Annotated in this window: 21 protein-coding genes; 14 read left to right on the top strand and 7 right to left on the bottom strand. The window is 38.3% G+C overall.

The features are described from left to right. Positions 1–88: 88 nt before the first annotated feature. Genes EHQ64_RS02960 through EHQ64_RS02970 form a run of 3 tightly spaced genes read left to right on the top strand, consistent with a single transcriptional unit; the run spans position 89 to position 2,603 of the window. Positions 89–916: a MetQ/NlpA family ABC transporter substrate-binding protein gene (locus EHQ64_RS02960; RefSeq protein WP_246048551.1), complete on the top strand. Its 828-nt coding sequence runs from the start codon at positions 89–91 to the stop codon at positions 914–916. Beyond that, positions 895–1,932: a methionine ABC transporter ATP-binding protein gene (locus EHQ64_RS02965; RefSeq protein ID WP_135648011.1), complete on the top strand. Its 1,038-nt coding sequence runs from the start codon at positions 895–897 to the stop codon at positions 1,930–1,932. The genes EHQ64_RS02960 and EHQ64_RS02965 overlap by 22 nt, the downstream gene beginning before the upstream one ends. Further along, positions 1,929–2,603: a methionine ABC transporter permease gene (locus tag EHQ64_RS02970; protein ID WP_135648012.1), complete on the top strand. Its 675-nt coding sequence runs from the start codon at positions 1,929–1,931 to the stop codon at positions 2,601–2,603. The genes EHQ64_RS02965 and EHQ64_RS02970 overlap by 4 nt, the downstream gene beginning before the upstream one ends. A 69-nt stretch (positions 2,604–2,672) precedes the next feature. On the opposite strand, the gene EHQ64_RS02975 is transcribed toward EHQ64_RS02970, so the two are convergent. After that, the gene (locus EHQ64_RS02975) at positions 2,673–3,584 is read right to left on the bottom strand and encodes a hypothetical protein (RefSeq protein ID WP_135648013.1); all 912 of its coding nucleotides are present in this window, start codon (positions 3,582–3,584) and stop codon (positions 2,673–2,675) included. Between the two features lie 124 nt (positions 3,585–3,708). Continuing rightward, positions 3,709–4,716: a hypothetical protein gene (locus EHQ64_RS02980; protein ID WP_135648014.1), complete on the bottom strand. Its 1,008-nt coding sequence runs from the start codon at positions 4,714–4,716 to the stop codon at positions 3,709–3,711. 233 nt (positions 4,717–4,949) lie between these two features. On the opposite strand from EHQ64_RS02980, the gene EHQ64_RS02985 reads away from it, so the two are divergent. After that, positions 4,950–5,561, top strand: a complete 612-nt coding sequence (locus EHQ64_RS02985) for a beta-class carbonic anhydrase (RefSeq protein WP_135648015.1) — start codon at positions 4,950–4,952, stop codon at positions 5,559–5,561. A gap of 61 nt (positions 5,562–5,622) precedes the next feature. On the opposite strand, the gene EHQ64_RS02990 is transcribed toward EHQ64_RS02985, so the two are convergent. Continuing rightward, entirely contained in the window at positions 5,623–6,984 is a 1,362-nt protein-coding gene (locus EHQ64_RS02990; RefSeq protein WP_135648016.1) for a hypothetical protein, read from the bottom strand. Positions 6,985–7,149: 165 nt separating this feature from the next. Between EHQ64_RS02990 and EHQ64_RS02995 the strand changes: the two genes are divergently transcribed. Then, positions 7,150–7,488 (top strand): ArsR/SmtB family transcription factor, encoded by a 339-nt coding sequence (locus EHQ64_RS02995; protein ID WP_135648017.1) that lies wholly within the window; start codon positions 7,150–7,152, stop codon positions 7,486–7,488. A gap of 12 nt (positions 7,489–7,500) precedes the next feature. On the opposite strand, the gene EHQ64_RS03000 is transcribed toward EHQ64_RS02995, so the two are convergent. After that, the gene (locus tag EHQ64_RS03000) at positions 7,501–8,463 is read right to left on the bottom strand and encodes an NAD-dependent epimerase/dehydratase family protein (RefSeq protein WP_135648047.1); all 963 of its coding nucleotides are present in this window, start codon (positions 8,461–8,463) and stop codon (positions 7,501–7,503) included. A 151-nt stretch (positions 8,464–8,614) separates the two neighbouring features. Between EHQ64_RS03000 and EHQ64_RS20350 the strand changes: the two genes are divergently transcribed. The 4 genes from EHQ64_RS20350 to EHQ64_RS03015 all read left to right on the top strand — a co-directional run bounded on the left by EHQ64_RS20350 (position 8,615) and on the right by EHQ64_RS03015 (position 12,951). Further along, positions 8,615–8,950 (top strand): hypothetical protein, encoded by a 336-nt coding sequence (locus tag EHQ64_RS20350; protein WP_246048553.1) that lies wholly within the window; start codon positions 8,615–8,617, stop codon positions 8,948–8,950. 285 nt (positions 8,951–9,235) lie between these two features. Continuing rightward, positions 9,236–9,742 (top strand): helix-turn-helix domain-containing protein, encoded by a 507-nt coding sequence (locus EHQ64_RS20355; protein WP_246048556.1) that lies wholly within the window; start codon positions 9,236–9,238, stop codon positions 9,740–9,742. A gap of 57 nt (positions 9,743–9,799) precedes the next feature. Next, entirely contained in the window at positions 9,800–10,738 is a 939-nt protein-coding gene (locus tag EHQ64_RS03010; RefSeq protein ID WP_135648018.1) for an LA_2444/LA_4059 family outer membrane protein, read from the top strand. A 233-nt stretch (positions 10,739–10,971) separates the two neighbouring features. Beyond that, positions 10,972–12,951 carry a sensor histidine kinase gene (locus EHQ64_RS03015; RefSeq protein WP_135648019.1) on the top strand — a complete coding sequence of 660 codons (1,980 nt, stop codon included), beginning with the start codon at positions 10,972–10,974 and terminating at the stop codon, positions 12,949–12,951. On the opposite strand, the gene EHQ64_RS03020 is transcribed toward EHQ64_RS03015, so the two are convergent. Continuing rightward, positions 12,942–14,387: a RecQ family ATP-dependent DNA helicase gene (locus tag EHQ64_RS03020; RefSeq protein WP_135648020.1), complete on the bottom strand. Its 1,446-nt coding sequence runs from the start codon at positions 14,385–14,387 to the stop codon at positions 12,942–12,944. The two genes, EHQ64_RS03015 and EHQ64_RS03020, sit on opposite strands and share 10 nt — an antisense overlap. Before the next feature lie 141 nt (positions 14,388–14,528). Between EHQ64_RS03020 and EHQ64_RS03025 the strand changes: the two genes are divergently transcribed. From EHQ64_RS03025 to EHQ64_RS03035, 3 genes are all read left to right on the top strand, one after another. Further along, entirely contained in the window at positions 14,529–14,852 is a 324-nt protein-coding gene (locus tag EHQ64_RS03025; RefSeq protein WP_135648021.1) for a DUF2834 domain-containing protein, read from the top strand. Between the two features lie 178 nt (positions 14,853–15,030). Further along, positions 15,031–15,966 (top strand): ABC transporter ATP-binding protein, encoded by a 936-nt coding sequence (locus tag EHQ64_RS03030; protein WP_135648022.1) that lies wholly within the window; start codon positions 15,031–15,033, stop codon positions 15,964–15,966. Further along, positions 15,963–16,724 (top strand): ABC transporter permease, encoded by a 762-nt coding sequence (locus EHQ64_RS03035; protein WP_135648023.1) that lies wholly within the window; start codon positions 15,963–15,965, stop codon positions 16,722–16,724. The genes EHQ64_RS03030 and EHQ64_RS03035 overlap by 4 nt, the downstream gene beginning before the upstream one ends. 27 nt (positions 16,725–16,751) lie before the next feature. Here the strand turns inward: EHQ64_RS03035 and EHQ64_RS03040 are convergent, their stop codons facing one another. Further along, positions 16,752–19,928 carry a SpoIIE family protein phosphatase gene (locus EHQ64_RS03040; RefSeq protein ID WP_135648024.1) on the bottom strand — a complete coding sequence of 1,059 codons (3,177 nt, stop codon included), beginning with the start codon at positions 19,926–19,928 and terminating at the stop codon, positions 16,752–16,754. Between the two features lie 207 nt (positions 19,929–20,135). Next, positions 20,136–21,041 carry an AraC family transcriptional regulator gene (locus EHQ64_RS03045; protein ID WP_135648048.1) on the bottom strand — a complete coding sequence of 302 codons (906 nt, stop codon included), beginning with the start codon at positions 21,039–21,041 and terminating at the stop codon, positions 20,136–20,138. Positions 21,042–21,168: 127 nt separating this feature from the next. Between EHQ64_RS03045 and EHQ64_RS03050 the strand changes: the two genes are divergently transcribed. Further along, positions 21,169–22,020 carry an NmrA family NAD(P)-binding protein gene (locus tag EHQ64_RS03050; protein WP_135648025.1) on the top strand — a complete coding sequence of 284 codons (852 nt, stop codon included), beginning with the start codon at positions 21,169–21,171 and terminating at the stop codon, positions 22,018–22,020. Positions 22,021–22,355: 335 nt separating this feature from the next. Next, positions 22,356–25,331: a SpoIIE family protein phosphatase gene (locus EHQ64_RS03055; RefSeq protein WP_135648026.1), complete on the top strand. Its 2,976-nt coding sequence runs from the start codon at positions 22,356–22,358 to the stop codon at positions 25,329–25,331. The last annotated feature ends 130 nt before the right edge of the window (positions 25,332–25,461 follow it).

The raw sequence follows: 25,461 nt of genomic DNA on the forward strand, positions 1-25,461 counted from the left end.
TCAATATAACGTATTTTTTCTGTCATCCGAGACATATCGATTTACAAATTTTAATACCCGTCAAAATATGATGCAAGAGGTAAATAAAGTGAATCGAAAAGCAATTATCGTAGCTATGACCCTTCTTTCCCTTCTAATCAATTGCGGAAAGAAAGAAGCTCCGAATCTTCCAGGTGATAGGAAGAACCTGAAGATAGGGATCTGTCCCGGGCCTTACGGTGACCTTTTAAAGAAGGGAGTATTTCCTGAGTTAGAAAAGAAAGGGTATAAGATAGAGATCGTTCAGTTTAGCGATTATATCCAACCGAATCTGGCACTCGCATCTGGTGATATAGACGCGAATTTGTTCCAACATGTTCCCTACTTAAAAAAATTCACTGCAGATAAGAATCTTAAACTGAGCGCGATCGTTAATGTTCCCACAGCTCCGATGTCGGTATTTGCTGGAAAGACAAAAGATCCTAAAGCGATCAAAGAAAAAGCATCCATTGCTCTTCCGAACGATCCCACTAATCTATTAAGAGCATTAAAACTATTCCAAGAATTAGGTTTTATTAAAGTAAATCCGGAAGCTCTTCCTACAAAAGCTTCTATAAGCGATATAGTAGAGAATAAAAAGCAGATCCAATTCCTTCCTTTGGAAGCTGCTCAGTTGCCTAGATCATTAGAGAGCACCGATTTCTCCGCGATCAATGGAAATTTCGCGATCGCATCCGGTTTAGATCTGACAAAAGCGGTCATTCTGGAAAAATTGGCGGAAGAACATAAGAATATCATCGTAGTGAGAGAAGAGGAAAAGGACAGCGTATTCGCGAAAGATATCGTTGAAGCGGTCCATTCTTCCAATTTCGAAACCGTAGTCGATACTGATTTTAAAGGATTCCAAAAGCCGGAATGGTTCGGGAAACGGAAGTAAACCAAAAAGACCAAACTATATTAGAATTTCGGAACGTTTTTAAGACGTTCCCGAAATCTTTACATCCTTCTATCCAAGATATATCCTTACAAATACGTAAAGGAGATATTTTCGGGATTATCGGCACGACAGGCGCTGGAAAAAGTACATTACTTAGATTTGCAAATCTACTCGAAACTCCAGACTCAGGGAAAGTATTCTTCGAATCGGAAGATATTTCTTCCTTAAACGGAAAAGAACTCAGAGAGCATAGATCCAGAGTTGGGATGGTATTCCAACAATCCCATCTAGTACTGAACAGAAAGGTATTCGATAATATCGCATTACCTCTCAAAGCTTCCGGATGGAACTCCGCAGATATAAAACATAGAGTCACGGAATTACTTTCACTCATCGGATTGGAAGATAAGATCAATTCTTATCCAAGCCAATTGAGTGGAGGGCAAAAACAAAGGGTGGGGATTGCAAGAGCCATTGCAAATCATCCGACACTATTACTCTGCGACGAACCTACTTCTGCATTGGATCCTGAAACAACACGCTCTATTCTATCTTTACTAAAAGACATTCACGAAAAATTTTCGATCACAATACTTATTGTAACCCATGAGATGAATGTAGTAAGAGAAATCTGCGATTCGGTTGCAGTATTAGAAAAGGGTAAATTGATCGAAAGTGGATCCGTTTATTCCTTGTTTGCAGATCCCTCCCAAGAGATCACCAGAAAATTAACGGGGAACGTTTTCAATTATTCCATCCCGGAAGAAACCTTAGCCAGAACGAACGGTAGAATACTCAGGATAGTCTTGAAAAACGAGATCGCAACAGAACCTATTTTAGGGAAAGTCATCCGAGCCACGAACATAGTCCCGAACATCATACATAGTAAAATAGAATACATAGGTGGAAAACCGATCGGAGTATTTTATTTAGAAACGGATCTAGACGACCAAGCAGAAACGATCCGATCTGCATTCGTTAGATATGGAGCTTTCGTAGAGGAAATTTTCAAATGAATTTTGCTAAATGGATCGAGCTTTTTCCTGAATTACTGAATGCATTCGGACAAACATTCTTAATGCTCGGAATATCTTTATCTTCCGCATTGATATTCGGGATCCCTTTAGGATTTCTAATCTACCTAACCGATAAAAAATTATTTATTCCGAACAAATTCTTTCATGCGGTTCTAGGAATTATTGCAAATCTAATTCGTTCCATTCCTTTTGTGATCTTACTCGTAGCGCTTATCCCTCTCACACAAGCATTAGTAGGAACTACGATCGGCCCATTAGCGGCTTCCGTTCCATTATCCGTCGCAGCCATACCTTTCTTAGCAAGACTAGTCGAAACATCTCTCAGGGAAATTCCGGAAGGAGTATTGGAAGCTGCAGTTTCTACCGGAGCAAAACTTTCATTGATCATCCAAGAAGTACTGATCCCGGAAGCCTTACCCGGAATTTATTCAGCGATCACTGTAACTACGATCAGCTTACTCGGATATTCTGCAATGGCGGGAATTGTAGGAGGAGGCGGGATCGGGGATCTTGCAATCCGATTCGGATACTATAGATACGAAGACGATATCATGTTTGCGACAGTTTTCGTGCTCATTGCATTAGTGCAAAGTTTCCAATGGATCGGAGATAAGATCCGCAAGAGAAGTGATAAACGAGTTTCAGATTAATCTTTTGATGAAATACAATCCGCAAGAATTCCTGCAGATTGTATGTTGTGATAATGTAAACCGTGAATATCAGAATGTTAGACTCTGAATCCTTCTCTCCAATTCAAGAGCATCATATTGAATCCATTTTGATATCTCAATGCCTTCAGCTCCAACAATAAATTTTTTCTCTCCGTAATTCCATTTCCTGTTTTCCATTCGTATGAAACCTAGGAGAATTGCTTTTTCACCGTTGGGTATATTCTGAAATATATACTTCTTTTGTTTTGGATCGAAAACTGCAGGAAGAATAGATTTAATTTCAGGGAATAGTAAAATATAGTATGGGCTTTCAATCAAATCCAGACTTCTTTCATTTTCCGTAATTACAATGGTTCTTAGATCATTAAAATTCAAGAATCGATCACAATTAATCCAACCAAATTCGTAAATTGGCAAACTGATTCTTTTCTCGACAGAACATAATTGTTTTTTAGATGAAATAGCAAAAGGCGCTCCCTTTCGTTCCTTAGGCTTTGCACAGGTTACTAATGTATAGAACCCCAAACTATCATCTTTGTAATTGTTTATTTGAGCATCAAATGTTCTATCTTTGTTGCCAGCTTTCCAATCTATATTCCCATCTCCTCTTGTTCCTCCATAAAAAAGTTCATATCCTTTTTCTGGCCGCGTTGCAAAACGAACTTCAATAGGATAATCTGGATTAATTTCTAAAGAATCTCCCGACTCCAAATATGCATGTAGCCGAATCATCCCTTTTGTTTGTATTGGTTTCCTCTCACTCTCCGTCGAAAGTCGAGACAAGATAATATCAGAAAATGAATAATATTCAGAAAGCTCGAATCTAACAATTCCAGAAACTTGCTTTCCGTCCTTTGTTAAAATTGAATTTTTTTGTATATAAATTCGAGTACCTTCATCACCTTTAATTTCGGAATTTTTCGCAGGATCGGTATAGTAGACTTGAGTTTTCTTATACATTAAAGTCAAAATTGACTCTTGATCTCTTTGGGAATTTAATTTCTGTATAGAAATACAGGAAATTAATGATATAAAAATGAAAAGGCTAAAGATTTTCAATTAAATGACCTATTACGTAAGATCCCTATTTCTTTGCCAGAGGCTCGTCCGGTTTTATCTCTTTCAAAAGTTTAGCCAATTGTTTCGTAGAATGAGAAGTCCATTCAGGAGTTAGATTGTCTTCTTCTCCAATTATTAGATCTTTTTTCCAATAAAGCCATTTAGTTTCTCCAGACTTTCTCCAACCGATCACAGTTGCTTTTTTTCCGGGAGGTAGATTCGGAAAATATAGAACTCTTTTGTTTGGATCCGTATAAACAGGCATAATAGAACTGATGTCTTTGAAAATTAACAAAAAGATCGGTCTATCTTCAAAATTCTTTTTCACGACCTCTTCTTCCAGAACATTGAGATAAAGTGGAATGATTGGGGAGAAGCCTAAGAAGCGATCACAATTGATCCAGCCGAAATTATAGAGAGTAAAACCTTCTCTTTCGTTTATTCGAATGGATCCGTCAGTTTCAGAATAAGGATAAGGGCTTGTTGCCTGAGCTTTTGTTTTAGCCGGAGCAAAAGAAATGTCGGAATTCCAACCCAGACTATCGTTCGTCCAATCTAGGCTTCCGTCTTCTTTCTTCTTACCATAAAAAATCTCGTAACCTGGTTCCGGAGAATTTTTGAATTCTATACTTAAAGGATTTCTCTTATTGATCCTTACTTTTTTGCCTTCAGACGAATACGCCTCTAAGCGAATCATTCCCTTGGTTTCGATCGCTTTCTCGCCGCTTGTAGTGCTTAAACCGGAAAGCAGAATATCTGCGTTGGAATAATATTCCGAAAGTTCTACCCGAACCTCTCCTACCAACGGTTTTCCATCTTCTCCAAGCAAGGAGCTGGAAGGAAAATGGATGATGGTTCCCTCTTCTCCTTTCACTTGAGAGTCTTTGTCTGCTTGGATGAGAAAAACTTGGGTTTCTTTATAACGGGAAGAAAATAGAAAATCGTTCCGATCGTTCGTGAAAATTTTCTGAAGGCTGGAACAATTCAGTAAGAGTATAGATAAGGTACTTAGGCAAAATATTTTTTTGATCATAGATTCGGAGCTTCCGTCCTGAAACGTATATCTTGCCTGCGATCTATACGGACAAATTTTGGAAATAAATCATTCGATTGGCAGGAACTCCCTCCTTCCAAGGCCGAATAACGCAATATGCACTGGCTAAAATACTAGAAACCTCTAGAGAGAATTGGCCCGATTTCCGCTTTTTCTTAAACCCTGTCTAAAATAACTGAAGATTTATCCGTTATTACGGATAAAATTACGCTATGTCAAATTCAGCAGTTCTGCAAAAAGAAACCAGTAAGATCCACCAAGAAGTAATCGAAGCAAACAATAAATATGTTTCAGAGTTCGGGAAGAAGGGAGAATTAGCTCTTCCTCCTGCCAGAAGTTTCACGATCCTCACATGTATGGACGCTCGTTTGGATCCGGCAAAATACGCCGGGCTTTCCGAAGGAGATGCGCACGTAATTCGTAATGCCGGAGGAAGAGCAAGCGACGACGCGATCCGCTCTTTGATTATCTCCCACAAACTTTTAGGCACAAAAGAATTTTTCGTGATCCACCACTCCGATTGTGGGATGGAATTATTCACTGACCAGATCATCCGAAACCTATTAGCGAAAAGTTTGAAAACAGCAACTGTTGATGCAAATGGTTGGAGAAACTTGGAAGAATCCGGAGGTTCCGACGAAGCGAAATATATCCCGTTCTTAACTTTCGAAAATTTGGAAAAGAGCGTGGTAGACGATGTAAAAAGGATCAGAAACCATCCTTTGATCCCTAAGGATATCCCGGTGTACGGTTATTATTACGATGTAAGAACCGGAAAATTGGTAGAAGTAAAGGAAGCAACCGAACTCGGAAGAGCATCCTAAATTTGAAATAACCGGAGAAGTAAATTCATTTTTTTTAATATATCTTCTCCGGTTTTTCCGATCAGATCTTGATCGAATATCCGAAAGACCAAACGATACTATGAAGAGGTATTTTTTGTTCCAGATGTTTGTTCACTAATGCCTGTTTTACGTTTGGATCCAACCCTGAGTTCTGGATAGAACTTAAGATAAAATCGTTCACAAAACCATAACCTTTAGAAGGATCTACTGTTAAACCATCGTTCGTATTTCCGGTTAGAGGAGTAACCCAAGTAGCTCCAGGAACTGTTCCCACGGTTTGACCTCCTACAGTATTTGGATAATAATAGTTATTATCCACCATATAAGTGTTCGGTCTATAAACATCCGTTAAAGAGAAAGAAAGTCCTAGATACTTAACAGTTATCTTATAATCTATATTCTTAAATCCGGATCTTCTATCTATATTATCATTATAATACTGATATCCGAAATCCACTCCAGGTTGGATCTTAAAATTTTCAGTGATCTCATATTCATGGAATAAGGAAAATCTATGGAAGGTAGTTCCGTTGAACGCATTTGTAGGATAACCTGATTCTAAGTCCTTCTCACCTCCGATACTCGATCCACCCATTCTTTCAGAAGTCACCCTCACGTTGTATTGATATGTAGGATGAACATATTTAAAAATAGGTAACGCCCATCCGAAAGTGAATAAGCCTAAAGCAAAACTAGGTTGGTTATTTGCATAATAGATCCAACCTGCATTCCAGTCTCCCAATCGATTCGTGGTCCATCTATAATTGAGCAGTGTAGCAAGACCTTCTCTCAATCCGTTGGCTTCCTTTCTCAATTGATATGTATTCGGATCTTGCATCGCCTTCTCTAGATCGACTCCGGGTCCGTATGTATGCGCCTGATACACACCGTCCACATCCCGATTTGTTCTGGCAGTCAAAGGAGAATAATCTCGGATCGTTAGGCTCAATCCCTCGATCGGAGTTGGAATGTTTACCATAGTATCTAAAATAAGTGCCTTGGGCATATCCGAGTAATGTAATCCGCCTCTTCTATCAAACGCGTTCCCATATAAACTATTTCCGTTAATGAAAACATCATTCGTCAAGGACTGGGTCCAAGTCAGATCGAAATTCCTTTTAGGAGGGATCGCAGTCCCAGGCTTTTCAATTTTTAATTCCTGGGTTTTGGTCTCGCCTTTTTGGATACTTGCAATTTCCGATTTCGGGATCCGGACCGGAATCGAATCTTCCAAACTAAATATATAATAATCTTCCGCTTCTTTTTCCAGTTTTAGATTCTGAAGTGTTTTCCCGGACTTCAGTTTGATCTCGTCCCCATAAAGAGGAGAAAGCAAAAAGAAAGAAAACAATAGAAGAGGAAAACTTTTGTGAGTTTTATGGATCGACCTAAGCTCTATCATAAGGAGTCTCCTTTTCGTCGCCCTGCCTTTATTTCGGTTTTTTAAGGTAGAACGACGTTTATTCCCATTAGTTCAATAATATTTGAACTATAAAACTTAGAAAGTGCTTGTCAATCTTTTGTTCAAATATTATTGAACTTTATTAGGAGTTTTGGAAAAAATCCAATGTCGAAGAACCCAACCCATCCAGGTATTGAGCAGATAGAATTGAATTCGATTTTCGAAGCGGTTAGCGATCCGATCCGTAGAAAGATCCTCTGGGACCTTTCCGAAAGAGGAGAATCCAATTGTTCGACATTTCTGGTCTATGCGCCTAAAACGAATCTTTCCTACCATATGAGTAAACTAAGAGAAGCTGGCCTAATCTTTACCAGATACGAGGGGACCCAAAGGTTTTCTATTCTGCGCAAAGAGATCTTGGAAAAAAAATTTCCGGGCCTTTTGGACACCATTCTCGAAAGTATCAGAATAGAAAACAAAGAGCTAAGCGTTAATCTAGTTTAGAAAGAATCGAATTTAGTGGGCGCTTCTCATTAGCTCCAGGCCTTGAGCCACGGTCACGACCGGCCTATAACCTAATTCCTTTTTTGCCTTATCTATACGGATCGTACATTCTTTTCCCATAATATCGATCGGAAATCTCATCAAAGGAGGTTCTTTACGAATTCCGAATATTCTCCAGATACCCTCCACAATCCTCGCTGCAAATCCTGCAATGGAAGAAGGGATAGAATTTTTAGGTAGAACGATCCCTTGAGTTCCCATCATTGAAGTTAAAAATTCATGTATCGTCTTATCTTCATCATCGGTGATAAAATATACTTCGCCGGGTTTTCCCTTCGTAATGGAAAGTTCGGTTGCGGCAACTAAATTCGGGATACAAGTAACGGAAGTTTTTGCGGTCCCATGATCCAGCCACATAAATTTTCCTTCAGAGACCATTTGTTTTAAAACAGGAAGAACGGAAGTATCTCCCGGTCCCCAAACGAGCCTTGGTCTTAGCACGATCGTTTCGAATCCGGAACTATTTGCAGAAACCACTCTTCTTTCCGCTTCTCCCTTTGTGATACTATAAAGATAAGGTGTTTTTTTAGGATAAGGATATGTTTCGTCTATTTGGATCATGTCTTGTCCATGAAACAACGCTGCCTCCGTCCCCATATGGATGAATCTTTTTACTCCCGCTTTTTTTGAAATTTCCAGAAGCCTGCTTGTCCCGTCTACATTCCCTTTCCAAAAATCTTCCTTGGTTCCCCAAGGCCCCACAAAAGCTGCACAATGTATGACTATATCAGTCCCTTTGAGATCTTCCGGGCGAATGGACCCAAGATCTCCCCTTACGATCTCAAAACCTTCTTTAGATAATAATTCATCCGTTTTTTGGGAACGGGATAATACCTTAATCTTATATTTGTTTTTCAAATGCCGGGCAACAGCTCCTCCTACAAAACCTGAGGCACCCGTAATAAATACGTTCATATCTTCTCCTAATGGATCCTTAAATAAACTTCTCAAAAGAATATACAATATTAGAAGGGATTGGTCGTCCAAAATCAGGATCTCGGACCAGTGTAAGATCACAATTTTTCCGAATTGATCTGAGAAGAACGTTCGAGGATCTTTCTTTTCTATGAATTCCGCCCTGGGATTTGCAGTCCTTCTAGGAGCCTTTTTTTCTTGGATCTTATTCTTAGGGATCCTATTTAAGCCCCAAAAATCATCTTCTCAATTTATTCTAGCGTTTATGTTGTTCCTACTCGGTATTTGGCAGGGACAGACCGCTTTTAGTCTGCTCGAATTGAAAAAGGAAATACTAGCGCCCTATTCTCTTTTAAATCTTCCGGCGGCTTACGCATTTCTTCCTTTATTCTACCTATACGGAAAAAAACTTTTAGAGCCTGAAATCCGAATACGAAAAGAGCCATATCTTTCTATATTCCTTTTCATATTCGTATCTATTCTATAAATATTCTTTCTTTGGATTTGCAGAGAGGAAGTTTATGATTGGAAAGATCTTGCGGTCGCAACCTGGTCCGATCCGAATGTAGGAACTCCTTCTTCCATCCCACTTGCATTTTTTTCATATGGCCCTAGGATCATTACAATCCTGATCTCGATCATTCTATTTATAGAAGGATTAAAGAATAATAGGCAGGATAAGGATTGGATCTCTTTTCGTAGAAGTTTCCTACTTCTTACTGCAATTGCGGCACTTGGAACTGGGATCAGTTTAATCGCACAATCCTTAGGAATGCTAAAAAGTGATCTTCACGGCTTAGGAGCATTATTTATCACTCTCACGATCTGCTTTTTATATTTTTTCTCTCAAAGATTCCCTATCCTCTTCAGCCCGGATCCGAATGGAAAACAAAAGAAAAGTAGATTACAATCCCTGGATATTGCTCGGCTAAAACAAAGAATAGAAAAACTTTTAGAAGAAGAAAAAATATATAGAACGGAAGAATTGAGCATTTCCGTTTTCGCATCTTCTCTGAACGAAGAAGGGGAAAAAATAACTCCGGAACAGATCTCCGAGTTTGTGAATACAACCTACGAAAAGAATTTCAATCAGTTCATAAACGAATACAGGATCAAAGAAGCATGCGAATTATTGATCTCAAATCCAAATCTTTCAGTTTTAACTGTGGCTCTTTCCGTGGGGTTCAATTCTAAATCCTCTTTCCATCCTGCATTTAAATCTTTTACCGGAATGTCGCCTACGGAATATAGAGAAAAAAATCCTAAAAATAGATTTTAAAAAATTTAATCCTACTTACCATATATTCCGTTTAAGATCCTTCTTAAGGGAGTTCGTATGAAAATATTCAGAAAATGCCATATTCTACTCTTTATGCTTTTATCTGTTTTTGGTTTAGAAGCTTCAGAAGAAGAAAACGGGAATATTCCTGCCGGAAAAAAGAAACAAAAGTTCGAACTACTTCTCAAAAGACAGACATATAGTATTACACCATATAATTTTACTTCATTTTCGGAGAGAACAGATCCCAATGAATCTGTAGTGGCAAATCATCTGCAACAAAACCAGAAAGTTTTAGTCCCTGCAGTTTTCAGCTATGAGAATTATGAGAAAAATTTTAGAGCCGAGATATCTTATTATGAAGTGGAATTAGTAAATCCGAATTCTAATGTTCTAAAAAGTAACTCCGGTATTCTTTCCGCAGAGAGGCATTATTATTCTCCACTCGCAAGATCTGAATTCGAAGCAAATATCTATAAAATTATAAACCCAACCGAGAATTGGAGCCTCTTTTTAGGCGGTGGAATTCGAAATATAAACAAGTATACTTACGGAAATTACGTTAAAGACGGAGCCTTTAGTGAATATTTTTATACGTACGGTCCTCAGATCTCTCTGCAATCCTCTTACCTTTTTACGGAAAATTTTTCTTTAAATCTAAGTTTGGATCTATTTTATACGGAAGGCACTCGCTTTCTTAAAACCCCTCTTCTTACTCCGGATACACTTTTGATCACAAATGGAAGCGCTGGAACGAGAGGGATCTATAGAGGGACCGAATCAGAAATTTCCTTCCAATACCAATTCCATTCTAATATGAAATTCCATGCAGGCTATAATCAGATCTACTCTTATTTCAGTTATTTACATTATGATCAATTGGATTTAACTTGTCAAACTCAAGCTCCGGGTGCATTCACTATCACAAACGGTTCGAGATCCGGGAACTATGAGATCCTAAGAGGATTTTTCTTGGGATTTTCCGTATTATTCTAAGAGCGAAGAATATGCAATTTTCTTAATTTAGATCGAATTCTACTGTTGCCTAAAAATATTGATCCGTTCCTTTAAAATTCATATTTGAAATCTTTTTTTCATCATTTCGCTACATGCCCCCGCAAGTTATATTATCATACGGTCTGTAATTGCCTTATGAATTGTCCTATTTTAGATTAAAAAATTTTCTATACATAGTTTGGGAGGAGTATAAACTCATACCTGAAATCCAAATGAGGTCTTTCATTCCTTATTTCCTATTCTGTCTTGTAATATTTGGCGGATGCAAACAAGACATTGAAACTTATTCCCCGATCGCTAAGGAAGGGGTTTTGGATCTAAGAAATTGGAACGGTGATGTTTTTCCAATCGTCTCTTTAGACGGAGATTGGGAATTTACCGACGGATTAGCCGAGCCTGAAAATTTCACAAAAGAAGGTTTCATTCCTGTTCCGGGAGCTTGGAACAAGTTCTCAAATAATGGCAAAACACATGGTGGCCAGGGTGCCGGAACCTATAAACTCAAAATACTTTTAGATAAACCGGTCAAAAATTTAGCATTCTTAGTGGGTGATATTTCTACCGCATTCAAACTTTATCTGAATGGAAAACTCCTGATCGAGAACGGTAAAGTAGGAAAAACGAAAGAGGAAATGTTTCCCTCTTATAAACATCCGATCGTATTGATCAATGAAGAATCCAAAGAACTAAATATTACCTTACAAATATCAAATTTTTATCATGTAACCGGAGGCCTTCGTAAATCGATCCGGATCGGTCAAACCCTACCGATCTTCGAGGCTAAAAAAAGACAGGTAGCATTAGGATGGGTCGTATTCGGAGCCACCTTCTTCATGGGATTGTATCATCTGATCTTATTTTTGATGAGAAGAGTGGATAAATCCGCATTATGGTTCGGATTGTTTTGTATCGATCTTAGTCTCAGAGGATTTTTTACGGGATCCGTTTTCATCTATGAGATCACACCGGATTCTTTTTGGATATTCCTGCATAAATTAGATATATTGACTTTCGTATTAGCACTTCCTCTTTTTTCGGTCTTTCTCAAGGCCGTTTTCCCTGAGGAAAAGTTCCATCAATTTTTCAATAAGGGATTTTTTGCAGTTAGTTCCGTATTCTTCATCGTAGTATTATTTCTACCTTCTTCCGAATACATGTATTATATTAAATTCTTTCAATGGTTCGTCGGAAGTGCCATTTTCTACTTCTTCGCATTGATCGTAGTCACCATCGTCAAAAGACGCGAGGGCGCTATATTATTCTCTCTTGGTTCATTCATTTTATTCATAACAACCTTAAATGATATATTAAACCAAAGCTTAGTTATAAAAGCAGAATATATTGCAAGCTGGGGACTACTCGCATTCTTATTCTCCCAAACCGTCATGCTTTCCTTAAGATTTTCCAACGCATTTGTGAGATTGGAAGAATTACAAAAATCTTTAGAACAAAAGGTAAAAGAAAGGACCAAAGAATTAGCAGAAGCGAAACAAGTCGCCGAAGAAGCGAATTCTCTTAAAGATACATTCCTTTCCTTAGTAACTCATGATCTAAGATCTCCGATCACTACGGTCATCGGAATAGTGCAACTTATTAAAAACGAATACAAACAAATGGATGAAGCTTCCATACTCGAATGGTTGGATAGAGCAGAACATACATCCTCTCAATCCTTGGAAATGATCGCTACGTTACTCGATTTAAATCGATTAAAGTCCGGATCCTTCCCATTAGATAATAGCCTAATCTATGTATATCCCGAGGTAGAAGGAGTATTATTAAAACTTTTACCTCAAGCTGAATCTAAAAAAATACAACTCAAGAATGAGATTCCTGATGATCTGAAATTGAATGTGGACCGGACCTTATTCGCTGAAATTTTTATTAATCTAATTTCTAATTCCATTAAATTCTGTAGAGAGAATGATATCATCAAGATCGGAACGGTGGAAGGTCAAAGAGGCCCAGAATTTTTCGTGGAAGATACTGGGATCGGGATCCCAAAAGACATGATCCCGAACTTATTTGCAACGGAGATCAAGTCCACACGTTTAGGAACTAAAAACGAATCCGGAACAGGCCTAGGATTACCACTGGTCTATAGCATCATAAAAGCTTATAACGGAAAGATCTCAGTCGAATCGGAAGAAAAAAATGGAAGTAAATTCATCTTTTCCATTCCTCAATTTTGATCCTTCCCTAAACAAATATCACAATTCCCGCATTCCGAAAAATTAGCATCAAAATACTTATATAAAAATTCCCTTCGACATGTTTTACTCTTAGAATATAATAACATCTGATACAGACGGTTCAGGCTTTTCGTTTTCCTCTCCGCCGAAAGTTTAGGATCTAACAGCGTATCCGGAACTTCACCTCTTAACTTTAACGAATTTCTCTCCAATTCACCCGAAACCACTCCGTGTCTTTCAAAAAGATTCAAGACCGTTTGCAAACGATGGTCCCCTCTGTTCTTATGGACCAACATAGCCTGCAGATCCTCGTAACCTAAAGAGGATAATTTATCTTTTTCTCTTTTTAATACCTGATAGGTTTTAGATATAAAACTAGGATCCGGATTTTGCCATTCGATAAAATCCATCAATACCGCCAGATCATCTTCATTATAAAAAAGTAAACAATTAGATCGATCACCATCCCTGCCTGCTCTACCGATCTCTTGGTAGTAAGACTCAAGCGAAGAAGGTAATTCAGCATGGATCACGGTCCTAATATTTGCTTTATCCACTCCCATCCCGAAAGCATTCGTAGCGAGTAATAACATATTTTTAGAGTTTAAAAAATCGTTTTGGACCTTCTTTCTACGATCCGGATTTAGCTGACCGTGGTAGATCCTATAATTCATTTTTTCAAGATCTAATAATTCGGAGAAACTTTCTAAGTTTTTGATCAGATTAAAATATACGATCGTATTTCCTTTAGACTCTTTAAGATAGGAAATCAGCTCCTTCGCCTTTGAAGAAGAATCCGTAAAAGTTCGAACCTCCATATAAAGATTCGGCCTACAAATTCCCTCGTTATAAACTTTGATTTCCGATCTAGATAATCCAATCTGACGGATAATATCTTCTTGTATTTCGGAAGTTGCAGTAGCAGTTAAAGCGATTGTTCTAGGATAACTTAGGATCCTTCTGAACTCTGAAATTTTAGTATAATCCGGGCGAAAATCATGTCCCCATTGGCTGATACAATGCGCTTCGTCCACAACCAATAGAGAAACTTTTCTAGTTTTAAAAATTTCTAGAAAAGCGGATTTACGAAATCTTTCCGGAGAAACGTATAAGATCCTATATTTTCCATTCTTTAGATTTTCGTAACGTTGTATCCTTTCTTCTTTACTTATGGAAGAATTGATATATTCCGCATCCACTCCTATGGATTTCAAACGATCCACCTGATCCTGCATAAGCGCGATCAAAGGAGAAATAACTACAGTCAATTCATCCAAGATTAGAGCAGGCAACTGATAGCAGATGGATTTTCCCATCCCGGTCGGCATAATGACCAGGCAATTAGTTCCATCCAAAACATCTCGAATGATCTTCTCTTGAGAGGATCTGAATTCCGAGATACCGAACTTACTTTTTAATTCCGCAACAGGATCCATGTACCAAAAATGAGATCATTTCATGAGAATGCATAAGGTATACCAGTATTTTCAATCGCTCAGAAAGAACTTAAGTGGATATAGACCTGAAATTTTAAAAAAGCTTGTAGATTTGAAAAACATAAATACAAGTGCTCAGCTATGAATTTGAAAACCTTACATATATTTTTGATCGTATTAGGCTCCGCTTTTACGATTTGTTTTCTGTATTTAGTAATCCCTCCTCTCTCCCAAAACTTCGATGTTTTCGGAGCTTTTTTAGGCGGGTTTGTAAATCCGTTCTCCACAGGATATTCTTTGGATGTTATATTTACATGGTTCGTTTTAGCTGCTTGGATCCTATACGAATCAAAGACCAAAGGTATCAAAAATGGATGGATCGCTCTTTTACTAGGAGTTGTTCCTGGAGTCGCAGTCGGACTCGCATATTATATTTACCTAAGAGGAAAACAAAGCTCGAACTGATCGATTTTTCCGAATAAGTAGGAGTTCCTACAGTCGGTTCCTGATCACAGGGACCGACCTATTTCTATCTTACACCAAAACGGATCTTCCTACAAAATTGAACTGTGCTCAGGGAATGAAGTTCTATAATTTGGATTATCCTACAATTTATTGAACGGATTTAAATAAGATCAATCATATGCAGTCCAAATCCTCTATTGTTTCGATCAAAAACATTTCTAAGTCTTACTCCAACGGTTTTCAGGCCTTAAAAAGCATAAATTTAGAGATCCAAGAAGGAGAGATCATCGCACTTTTGGGTCCAAACGGCGCCGGAAAAACCACACTGATCTCTTTGATCTGCGGGATCGTAACTCCTACAGAAGGAACCGTCACGGTGGGTAGTTACGACATCGTAAAAAATTACAGGCAAACCAGGTCCATGATCGGATTGGTTCCACAGGAATTAACTGTCCATTCATTCGAATCAGTCCTTACTACTGTAAATTTCAGCAGAGGTCTATTCGGAAAATCACCTAATCCCGATTATGTGGAGAAAGTTTTGAGATCCCTTTCCTTATGGGAAAAAAAAGACCAAATGATCATGACCTTATCCGGAGGGATGAAAAGAAGGGTTTTGATCGCTAAAGCACTCTCTCACGAGCCTAAAGTCCTGTTTTTGGACGAACCTAGTGCAGGAGTAGACGTAGAATTAAGAAAAGATATGTGGAACGTTGTCCGATCTCTTAGGGACCAAGGAGTCACGATTATTTTAACGACTCATTATATAGAAGAAGCGGAAGAGATCGCAGATCGGGTCGGGATCATAAATAAGGGAGAACTAGTACTAGTAGAAGAAAAAACCGAACTTATGCATAAACTGGGAAAAAAGCAGATCTTACTGGATCTTGTATCTCCTCAAAAGTCTCTTCCTGATAGTTTAAAAAAATATGAATTAGAATTAAAGAATGAAGGAAGACAACTTTTATATACCTACGATGGTCATGAGAAGGAGACCGGAATTGCGGATTTCTTGGACCAATTAAAAAAATCAGGTATAGAATTCCGGGACTTGAATACCACTCAAAGCAGTCTAGAGGAAATTTTCGTACAACTAGTGAAGGAGTCCAAATGAACCTGAACGCAATTAAGGCAATTTACTTTTTCGAGATGGCGAGAACTAGAAGGACTTTAATGCAAAGTATCGCGTCTCCAGTTCTTTCTACTTCACTTTATTTTATAGTTTTCGGTTCAGCGATCGGATCCAGGATCCAAGAAGTGAATGGAGTTTCTTATGGCTCTTTTATAGTTCCCGGACTCGTAATGCTTTCCTTATTAACTGAAAGTATTTCAAATGCTTCTTTCGGGATCTATTTCCCAAAATTTACAGGTACTATTTACGAAATTTTATCCGCGCCGGTTTCCAGTATGGAAGCGGTCATCGGATTTGTTGGAGCCGCAGCTACCAAATCCTTGATCTTAGGAACAGTCATGCTTGCAACTGCATCCTTATTCGTGGAGATCAAAATAGCACATCCTTTCTTAATGGTTTTCTTCTTAGTCTTAACCTGTGTTTCGTTCAGCCTTTTCGGATTTATCATCGGGATCTGGGCGGACAATTTCGAGAAACTGCAAGTAATTCCTATGCTCGTGATCACTCCTCTTGTTTTCCTAGGAGGAAGTTTTTATTCGGCAAGCATGCTCCCACCTTTTTGGCAAAAAGTGACCCTATTCAACCCTATCCTATATTTAGTTAGCGGATTTAGATGGAGCTTCTACGAAATTGGAGACGTAAGCTTGGAGATCAGCCTTTTAATGATCTTATTATTCTTAACATCCTGCTTAGGAGTGGTCGCCTGGATGTTTAAAACAGGATATCATATTAAAAAATAATAAAGTGCAAACGCCGAGGGAAGTTATTCATTCCTTCGGCTTTCCATTCTTGTTTGCAAAACGTTCCGAATATTTTTTCAATAATTCTTTTACTTTTAAAATAGATTCATTATTCGACTCTAATTTATCCGCGTCTTTTAGGATAGAAGCCGCTCTATCGAAATTTTTGATCGCTATATAAATTTCCGCCAAATTAGCCAAATTTTTTATATGAGCCGGTTCTCTTAAACGGAGCCTTTCGCTAAAATCCAATGCCTTTCTGATCTGCCCGACCTTCCTTGCAGCAAAGGAAGCTACATATAAGATCTCATTATCGATCGGATTGATCTTAAAATAATCTTCCGCATATCTAGCGACCTTCTGATAATCTTTCAGTTTTAAGAACAATTTAACGAAATTCTTTTTAACTTCCGGGACTCTACTATCCAAAGATTCCGCTTCTTCCAAATAACTTAAAGCTTCTTGAGTGTCTTTATTCAAAAAAGTCTCCTTTGCATTTCGAAGTAATTCCTTGATCCTCTGCCTTTTTTCTCCATGGAGTATTTCGTTTTTACCATTTCCTTCGAAAGATAAACGGATCAAAGATAAATCGTCACTTAGCGGCCCTCTATTCAGGATCACCTTGTAGATTTCCTGCAAATCCCCTTTCCCTTGTTCCACAGAATGTAAAAATAGTTTTTCGTCGTCGTTGATAATACGATCCCCATCCGAATCCATTCCGAGAATAATATCATCTCTTCCGTCCGATCCCGCAAAGATCACGTCCCCCGGTTCCAATTGGAAAGTTTTGATAAAAATAGTACCCTCTACTCCGGTAGTTCCCAATTTGCGGAACATAAACTCGTTTTCTATGAAGCTGGCGATCCCGTCCCGATACAAAACAGTCCAAGGGTGTTCCGCATTAATATAATATAATATTCCAAGTTCATCATCCACAAGACCTATAACTGAAGAAACCAACATGGAGCCGTCAAAACTTTCGAATACTTTATGCAATTCAATAAACGCGTTCTTTAACCATCTCTCTGGGGACTGCTTTTTTATAATATCCACAACCCTTGTTCTTTCAATGATCGATTCGAATACTGATCCGAGAACCAAGGCTCCTCCCGCCCCTTGCATGGATTTACCCATCGCATCTCCGTTCAAAAAGACTGTATAAGATCTACCCTGTAACTCAATATGATTTGAAATATTAAGATCACCACCGATCTCATCCTCGTGTTTCCTAAATGTGAATTTTTTCTTTTGTTTCAAGAGGAACTCGACCTTAACATTCTCCTGGTTTGCCTTGTTGGATCCCAAAGGTTTGATCAATAAGGAAGTTAAAAAATAATCCGCGTCTTGTTGTTGTTTGAGTTCCTGCACCTCATTCAGGGATTGTTCTAATTCTTTAGTGCGGTCCTTGACCTTCTCTTCTAATTCGTTGGCGTATTGTTCTAATCTTTTCCTGGCGGCCTGAATGGATCTTGCCATTCTATTAAATGAACGAGCAATAAATCCGATCTCGTCCTCTACTCTTGGCACTAATCTATATTCCAAGTTTCCGGAATTGACTTCAGTCAATCCAACTACGACTTCTTCCATAGGATTCACGATCGCATTTTGAAAGAAAAACCTAAACCCGAAACTGATCGTAAAAATAACCGCCAAAAGACAGATAACTAATATTAAAGAAGGAGAATGTAAGTATTCCCTTAAAGATCTGTATGTAAAACCTACTTCGTAAATTTTTCCATTTTCCGGATGAAGTACCAGATACGCCACGTAGAACTCAGGAGTTTTTTCGTTCGCCTTATTGAACTTAGCACCTCTGTACATTCTTTCTCCGATTGCTCGCAAAGGAGACAAGGGCAGAATAAAAGAAGAACGTATCTCATTTTCGGATTTTCCGGAAGAAATATCCTTTTCTACTCTCTTACGGACTTGCTCAAGCACAGCCTTTAAGCCGGGTTCACTTGAATTCAGTAATTTGGAGATTGAAGTAAGATCCGATTTCGAAGGAAGGTTGGAGAATTTATTTTTTACAATATTTAACTTTTCATTTAAATATTTGAAAAAGATCAGGATCTCTTCGTCTGAGACTTTGTCTATGCCCTTAGATCCCAAAAATTCTTTTATCCCTTCCGAATATGCGTAAAACTCTTTAGGAGAGTCGGATAAAATTATCTTAGATCTTTCCCATCTCTCTTTTGCAGTTAAAGTTCCAAGATCGGCTAACTTTCTAGATGTATCAAAAAACTTGATCTCTAATTTATCTTCCGGATCAAACCTAGGGTCCTTCTCCCCCCTTTCCAATTTGAATTCTTTCTGGTCAGGATCATAAGAAACCAAATAAGCAAATCCTTCCGGTTTTTTACCCTGGATAGCAGCTAGTTCAGATGCTTGGGACTTTAACTGATCGTAGGAAGTATCGTAACCATTCAATAGTACGTAACCTACTAACTGAAATGCCAAAAGAAAGGTCGCCATTGTGACTGCGACGATCTTACTTAGGATCGTTGTTCTTTCTTTAGTTGCATTCGCATAGATGATGAGTACTAAAAACAATCCGGCTACAAGGGCTATATCCGTAGTATGTTGGAACACTTTCCTAGAAATGGATCCATCCCTGCTCATCACATTTAAAATTCCCGGAACGATCGTGATCGTGGAATAAGCGACTGCAATATAAATGATCCATCTACGTTCTTTTCCTTTTTCGATGATCGCTCTCCAAGTAGCGGATGCAAGAAAAGAGAAGTTATAGATCAGAACAATGATAGAAAATTTTTTATAAAAATTATGCGATTCGAAATCCCAATAGTTACTGCCGATATTAAAACGATGATCGGACTGCAATGTGATAGCGATAAAAGTCGCCGTAACAATAGCAAGCCCGGCATAAAGAATAGAATAAATGGTCAAACCAAGCTTAACGTTTCTTTCGGTTGGAAAATAGAAAAAGAATATAAAACATTGAGTAAAACCCATCATCGGAGACGGTATCGCCAGCCAACGATGAAATATTGTCCATTCTTCGAAAGATATGAAGGCGATAATATACGCGAGATGAAATATGGTCATCGCCAAAGTGGAAAGACCTAAATGGAATGCAGCCTTACTTCTATCCTTGATGCTTAAGAAAAAGTAGGTCACATAGATGGAAAATAAACAGGCAAGTAAAGAACCGAAGAAATAAAAATTAAAATAGAACTGTTCCATAAAGGCTGCCCAAGCAGAATTCCCAAAAAGTTTTCCGTCAAGAAAGATTGGTTTTAAAGAAGAATTTAGGCTTTCATATCACGATAGATCCACAGATCAAATACGAATATTTCTGATATAAAACCGGCCTTTAAAAAGACGTATAGATACGCCTGAACTTTACAACGATATAGATTAGAACTGGTTATAGTAGAAAATAATCCTCTCTCAAGCTCCGATCTTTTCCTGTTCGTCATTCCTTGGAGAAAGTCCGTGAATTCTCTTGTATGCTTTTGAGAAAGCGAATGCAGAAGAATAACCTACGGTCCGAGCAACTTCCTCTAAAGTGGAATTCGCGTCCGCCATTAAGACCTTACCTTTATCCATTCTAAGTTTAGCCAGATAATCCATGGGAGTACAACCTAAAACTTCCCTAAAACGATTCGCGATCGAAGCTCTGGAAACTCCTACGGATTTCGAAAGTTTTTCTAAAGTCCATGGGTAGGAGATCCTACGATGTAAAACTTCCAAAGCGCTTAGGATCTTTTCGTCTTTAAAAGCGCTTCTCCATCCAGGGGAAGAACTAGGATGGATTTCCAACCAATGGCGAATTACGTAATATAATAGTATATCCGTCAATCTTTGAAGAATAAGATCGGATCCTATCCCAGAATCTAGCTCCTGAGAAATTAGGATCTGGGTGGCATTGAGTGGATGATGAGCAAGTATATCAGAAGAACGGACTAAAATATATTCGGGAATTTCCATAAAGAACGGATGCTGAGGAGTTTCAGGAACCTCGTAACGCACTGAAACGAAAGTAGTTAAAGGAGGTCTGTTTGCCTTATTTTCTTTTTGGGACATTTCATGAAACTTGGTAATGTCCATCACTTTATCTTTTGGAGAATATACAAGCTCGTGGTCCAGCCCTTTCGCTACGAATAATATATCTCCCTTTTCCAACTGGATCAACTTTCCCTTCAATCTTGCAAAACAAGAACCCTGAGAAATTATATGAAAGCCTCCACTCTTGCTACAAGGAAAACGAAGCCCCCAAGCTTTATAAACGGATGTTCTGGCCAGAAGATCTGCTTTCCAAGCCGCATTAGTCAGTATTTCAGATAATAGATCCATTCTTATAATATATTCCAACATATCTAAAAGTCGATTCAATTATACTTTTGGATATGTTTTTTAGATCCTGGGACATAGCCTATTTTTTAATTCCGAGCTACTATTATTTATACAAGGAGAAATATATATGAAAGTATTCGTTTACGCCGGAACAGGCCATATTTCCGGTTTGGTGATCAAAAAACTTTTGGACTTAGGACACGAGGTATACGCAGGCACAAGGAAACCGGAAGAAGGAAAAAAATCAAACGGACTACATTGGGTATTCGCAGATGCGACACAACCGAACAAAGGTTTGGAAATTTTAGAAAAAGTTGAAAGAGCCTTCTTCCTTTCTCCTCCTGGATATACGGATCAATATTCCGTCCTGAATCCTTGGTTTGAAAAAGCCAAATCCGTAAAATTGAAAAAAACGGTTTTAATGTCCGCAATGGGAGTGGACTTTGCTCCTCCTGAGGCTCCGTTCAGAAAATTGGAATTAAGCTTAGAAAACTCAGGATTAAGTTATACGATCCTTCGTCCGAATTGGTTTATGCAAAACTTCCAAACATATTGGATCTCAAGCATATTAAAGGATAAGAAGATCTACTTCCCTGCTGGAGATGCAAAAACAAGCTTCATTCATGCTGACGATATCGCCTCTTCCGTTGTCTCCGTTCTGCTTGATGACTCATTCAATGGAAAAGGACTTACTTTAACCGGCAAGGAAGCGATCACTCATGGAGAAGTTGCTGATAAGATCTCAAAACATACCGGGTTGAAGATAGGTTATGAAGACATTAGCCCGGAAACTTTCAAAAGCGGACTCTTAGAAGCGGGACTCCCCGAAGACTATGCAAGTTTTATGGTATTTATTGCCGGAGCCTTAAAAGAAGGTCACGCATCTCCTATTTTAAATACGGTAAAGGAGATCACCGGTAAAGAACCGATCAGTTTTGATCAATATGCAGAAGAAAATAAGAAAGTCTGGTTGAACTAAACTAAGATCTCGGTCTTAAACAAGTTATTTGTTGTTTAAGACCGAGCAATCGTTACGAAAAAATTTATCTCATCTCACCTAATATAAGAAAGTCGAATCAGCTCCATAATCCTAAAGACTTAGTGCAGCACGTCATTTAACACAGAATCCGAAACAAATTTGAAACGAATTTCGAATTTGTAATAGGCAGCATTCGACTTGATCTTAAAATTATTTTTGTCGATCAAATGCTCGATAAAAAAGCTAGGAACTATATCTTACATTCCATCAATTTATGAAGATAGATGGAATCCTCTTGACAATTACCCATTTATGCAAAACCTAACAAGTCCGATATGGTCGACTCCATCTTATTCTCACATCACGCTAGCGGAGTTTTCTCTTTATTCCTTTTAACCTTCGTTCTTTCAGGATTCCTCATCTTCAAAAAGAGCAGAAGCCTCCCTACATATTATTTAATTTTAATGTATTGGGGATACGGGATCATGTTCTTGGGATATTTCTTATCCTATTCGGCGTTTCACCCATTCGCAGCCTATCATAGATATCTTACAGTTTTCGTGATATTCGGGATCGTAGGTTTTATAGGCTTTTGTTATCATTTTCCCAGAAACATTTATCCTAAAGAATCTAAAGTAGTTATCCCACTTTCCCTTTTCATCGCCCTTGGAGCATGGATCCATTTTATAATAAAGACATATGGCAAAGAGAAGATATATTTATTCACGGCACATCATTACAGTTTCGACTTTGGTAAAGAAGCAAGCTTTGCAATATTACTCTGTTTTATTATTAGCACGATTATACTGATCAGGAAGACGATACATTTCTCCCGTTATTCCGGGATCTTTTTAAAATGGAATATAGGCTCCAACTCTTTACCCTTACCTTTAAAAATCGCAACAAAGGTCGCAATTTTCCTCCCATTAAATTTTATGAGAGTCCTTCTTCCTGCGGGGAAAGAAGGAATTGCGTTAAGAGCATTTTTATTCACTGTAATATTGAATATCGTAAATGCTTATAATAATGTACTGAATAAATCAGGAGTTTTATCCTACGATACTTATGCGATCACCTATTTTATTTTATCTGTAGTTACGATATTTTTCATTCAGACCGCTTATTTAAATCATTCTCCCGAACCGACAAGCTTCATGGTCAAGATCCTTTCAAGTGCGGTCGTCACAGTGGTTCTTGCTCTTGGTGCGATCAGTTACATCACTCTATTCTCCACAGATAGATCCATAGAAAAAGAAGACTTAGTGGAGATGAACTCGGTAAAAACCGAGATCAGGAACGGGGACTCTAATTTTCCTCCAAACGTGAAATACGTCATTTCACGCCCTGTCGGGACAGGCATATTCGATCATAAATATGAGATCTTATATTCTAAGGATGGATTGAACCAAAATACTCTGAAGGAAGGAGAGAAGTATTATAAAAATCAACTTCTCAGAGAATCAGTAGAGAAGATCAGAAGAAAACATAAGGGAAAATCCGATCCGGAACTAGAGGAAATTTCCCTAAAAGAAATGAAAGAGACCGAATTACCTCTAGGATCCAGGCTTTTTAGAGTCGCGGGAGATTTTTTTATCCATTATGATTTTGAATTAGGGCAAACCAGATACGAAGTAGGGTTTGCATACATAGAATTCAGACAGATCATCCATGACGTGGCACGTTGGTTAATTTTGATCATCTTCGGGACCACTTTTTTCATTTTAGTAGCCTTTCCGATCCTACTAAGAGTTAGTTTAATCGACCCTCTAAACAATCTTCTATCCGGAGTTGAAAAAGTAAATCACGGAGATTTAAACGTTAACGTTCGGATAAAAACTATGGACGAGATAGGATTCCTTTCTCTCTCCTTTAACTCCATGGTAGATTCTATACGAGTTGCAAGAGAACAATTACAAGAACACGCAGATCACCTAGAAGAGAAGGTAGAAGAACGTACAAAAGAAGTGCAGGAAAAAATGGAGGAGGTCCAACGTCTTAAAATACAACAGGATGGGGACTATTTCTTAACTTCTCTCTTAGCAAAACCTCTCTTCTATAATGCAAACAAATCATCGAAAGTTAATACGAACTTTCTGATCCGCCAAAAGAAATATTTCGAATTCCGAAATAAACAAGGAGAATTGGGAGGAGATATCTGCTTAACCGGAAATCTAAGACTGGGAACTCCGGATCATTATAAAAAATACACCATGGCAATGAACGGGGATGCAATGGGGAAATCCATGCAAGGTGCCGGAGGTTCTCTTGTGATGGGGGTCGTAATGAATTCCATCATGGCCCGTTCCGCTGCTAATAAAAGAGTATTAAATAAAACTGCAGCAGAATGGCTAACTGAAGCTTATAACGAGATCCATTCCGTATTCAAAAGTTTTGACGGGACCATGGTTATATCCGCAACTGTCGCACTCATTGACGATGAAAGCGGGGAGATGTTCTATTGGAATGCAGAGCACCCTTTTTCAGTTCTCTACAGGGACGGAAAAGCTTCCTTTATAGAAGATACATTAGAACTTCGTAAATTAGGGTTAGATTCCGAGTTTGAATTTAAGGTGAAAAAATTCCAACTTCTGCCTGGAGATCTAATTATCTTGGCGTCTGACGGAAGAGACGATCTGTTGCTATCCCATCATAATGGAAAACGGATCATCAACGAAGACGAAAACGTATTCTTAGAAGTGGTGGAAAATTCAGACGGAGATATTAAAAATATAGAAAAAAATATACGAAATATCGGAGAAGTAATCGACGATCTTTCCATCTTACGGATCGGCTTTCAAGAAACAAACGCTCCATCGATCGAACAAAGAGATGATGGAAACGAATTTGCAGATAGAGTGGTATTGCAAAACCTTTATAAAGAAGGAAAAGAACTCTATCGCAATGGAGAAGCTCAGAAGGCAATCTCCATTCTATTAGATGCTTATGCAACAGACGCAAGCAATCAGAAGTTGAATAAACTTCTGGGATTGATCTCTTTCAAAGAAAAAGATTATCCTTTAGCTGTAAAAGTGCTCAGCAAATATCTAGCTCAAGATCCTGATACCGCGGAACTTTGGTATTATTTATCGATCGCAGAAAAGCGGATCGGCAATTTAGCTCAATCCTTGGAAGCAGCGATGATGGTGAATCAAATGCAGCCTATGAATGTACAAAATTTAGTCCATCTGTCCGATCTAAATCGTCTTTTAGGAAATAGAGAAGAAGCAATTGGCTTCACAAAGTCTGCAGAAGAGATCGATCCGGAAAATAAGAATATCAGAAAATTGAAGAAACTCTTAGAAATGGATTAAGTAGGCCGGCTCTTTTAAAACTTAAATATTCGGGTTATTTTAATCAGGGAATAGGTCCCAAATTGCATCCTAGCTTTGGCCTATATACTGCCTTTACGTGAAAATCCGAAAACGATGTAGAAAATTTTAT

The sequence above is a fragment of the Leptospira sarikeiensis genome (assembly GCF_004769615.1).
Lineage (GTDB): Bacteria > Spirochaetota > Leptospiria > Leptospirales > Leptospiraceae > Leptospira_B > Leptospira_B sarikeiensis.

Coding starts and splice junctions, on each gene's coding strand:
- EHQ64_RS20355 (WP_246048556.1), top strand. CDS start 9,236: ATGCTAAAAAGTGATCTTCACGGCTTAGGAGCATTATTTATCACTCTC.
- EHQ64_RS02990 (WP_135648016.1), bottom strand. CDS start 6,984: ATGATAGAGCTTAGGTCGATCCATAAAACTCACAAAAGTTTTCCTCTT.
- EHQ64_RS02980 (WP_135648014.1), bottom strand. CDS start 4,716: ATGATCAAAAAAATATTTTGCCTAAGTACCTTATCTATACTCTTACTG.
- EHQ64_RS03045 (WP_135648048.1), bottom strand. CDS start 21,041: ATGGATCTATTATCTGAAATACTGACTAATGCGGCTTGGAAAGCAGAT.
- EHQ64_RS03035 (WP_135648023.1), top strand. CDS start 15,963: ATGAACCTGAACGCAATTAAGGCAATTTACTTTTTCGAGATGGCGAGA.
- EHQ64_RS03040 (WP_135648024.1), bottom strand. CDS start 19,928: ATGGAACAGTTCTATTTTAATTTTTATTTCTTCGGTTCTTTACTTGCC.
- EHQ64_RS03015 (WP_135648019.1), top strand. CDS start 10,972: ATGAGGTCTTTCATTCCTTATTTCCTATTCTGTCTTGTAATATTTGGC.
- EHQ64_RS03025 (WP_135648021.1), top strand. CDS start 14,529: ATGAATTTGAAAACCTTACATATATTTTTGATCGTATTAGGCTCCGCT.
- EHQ64_RS03050 (WP_135648025.1), top strand. CDS start 21,169: ATGAAAGTATTCGTTTACGCCGGAACAGGCCATATTTCCGGTTTGGTG.
- EHQ64_RS03010 (WP_135648018.1), top strand. CDS start 9,800: ATGAAAATATTCAGAAAATGCCATATTCTACTCTTTATGCTTTTATCT.
- EHQ64_RS02975 (WP_135648013.1), bottom strand. CDS start 3,584: ATGTATAAGAAAACTCAAGTCTACTATACCGATCCTGCGAAAAATTCC.
- EHQ64_RS02970 (WP_135648012.1), top strand. CDS start 1,929: ATGAATTTTGCTAAATGGATCGAGCTTTTTCCTGAATTACTGAATGCA.
- EHQ64_RS03020 (WP_135648020.1), bottom strand. CDS start 14,387: ATGGATCCTGTTGCGGAATTAAAAAGTAAGTTCGGTATCTCGGAATTC.
- EHQ64_RS02965 (WP_135648011.1), top strand. CDS start 895: ATGGTTCGGGAAACGGAAGTAAACCAAAAAGACCAAACTATATTAGAA.
- EHQ64_RS03030 (WP_135648022.1), top strand. CDS start 15,031: ATGCAGTCCAAATCCTCTATTGTTTCGATCAAAAACATTTCTAAGTCT.
- EHQ64_RS02985 (WP_135648015.1), top strand. CDS start 4,950: ATGTCAAATTCAGCAGTTCTGCAAAAAGAAACCAGTAAGATCCACCAA.
- EHQ64_RS20350 (WP_246048553.1), top strand. CDS start 8,615: ATGAATTCCGCCCTGGGATTTGCAGTCCTTCTAGGAGCCTTTTTTTCT.
- EHQ64_RS02995 (WP_135648017.1), top strand. CDS start 7,150: ATGTCGAAGAACCCAACCCATCCAGGTATTGAGCAGATAGAATTGAAT.
- EHQ64_RS03055 (WP_135648026.1), top strand. CDS start 22,356: ATGGTCGACTCCATCTTATTCTCACATCACGCTAGCGGAGTTTTCTCT.
- EHQ64_RS03000 (WP_135648047.1), bottom strand. CDS start 8,463: ATGAACGTATTTATTACGGGTGCCTCAGGTTTTGTAGGAGGAGCTGTT.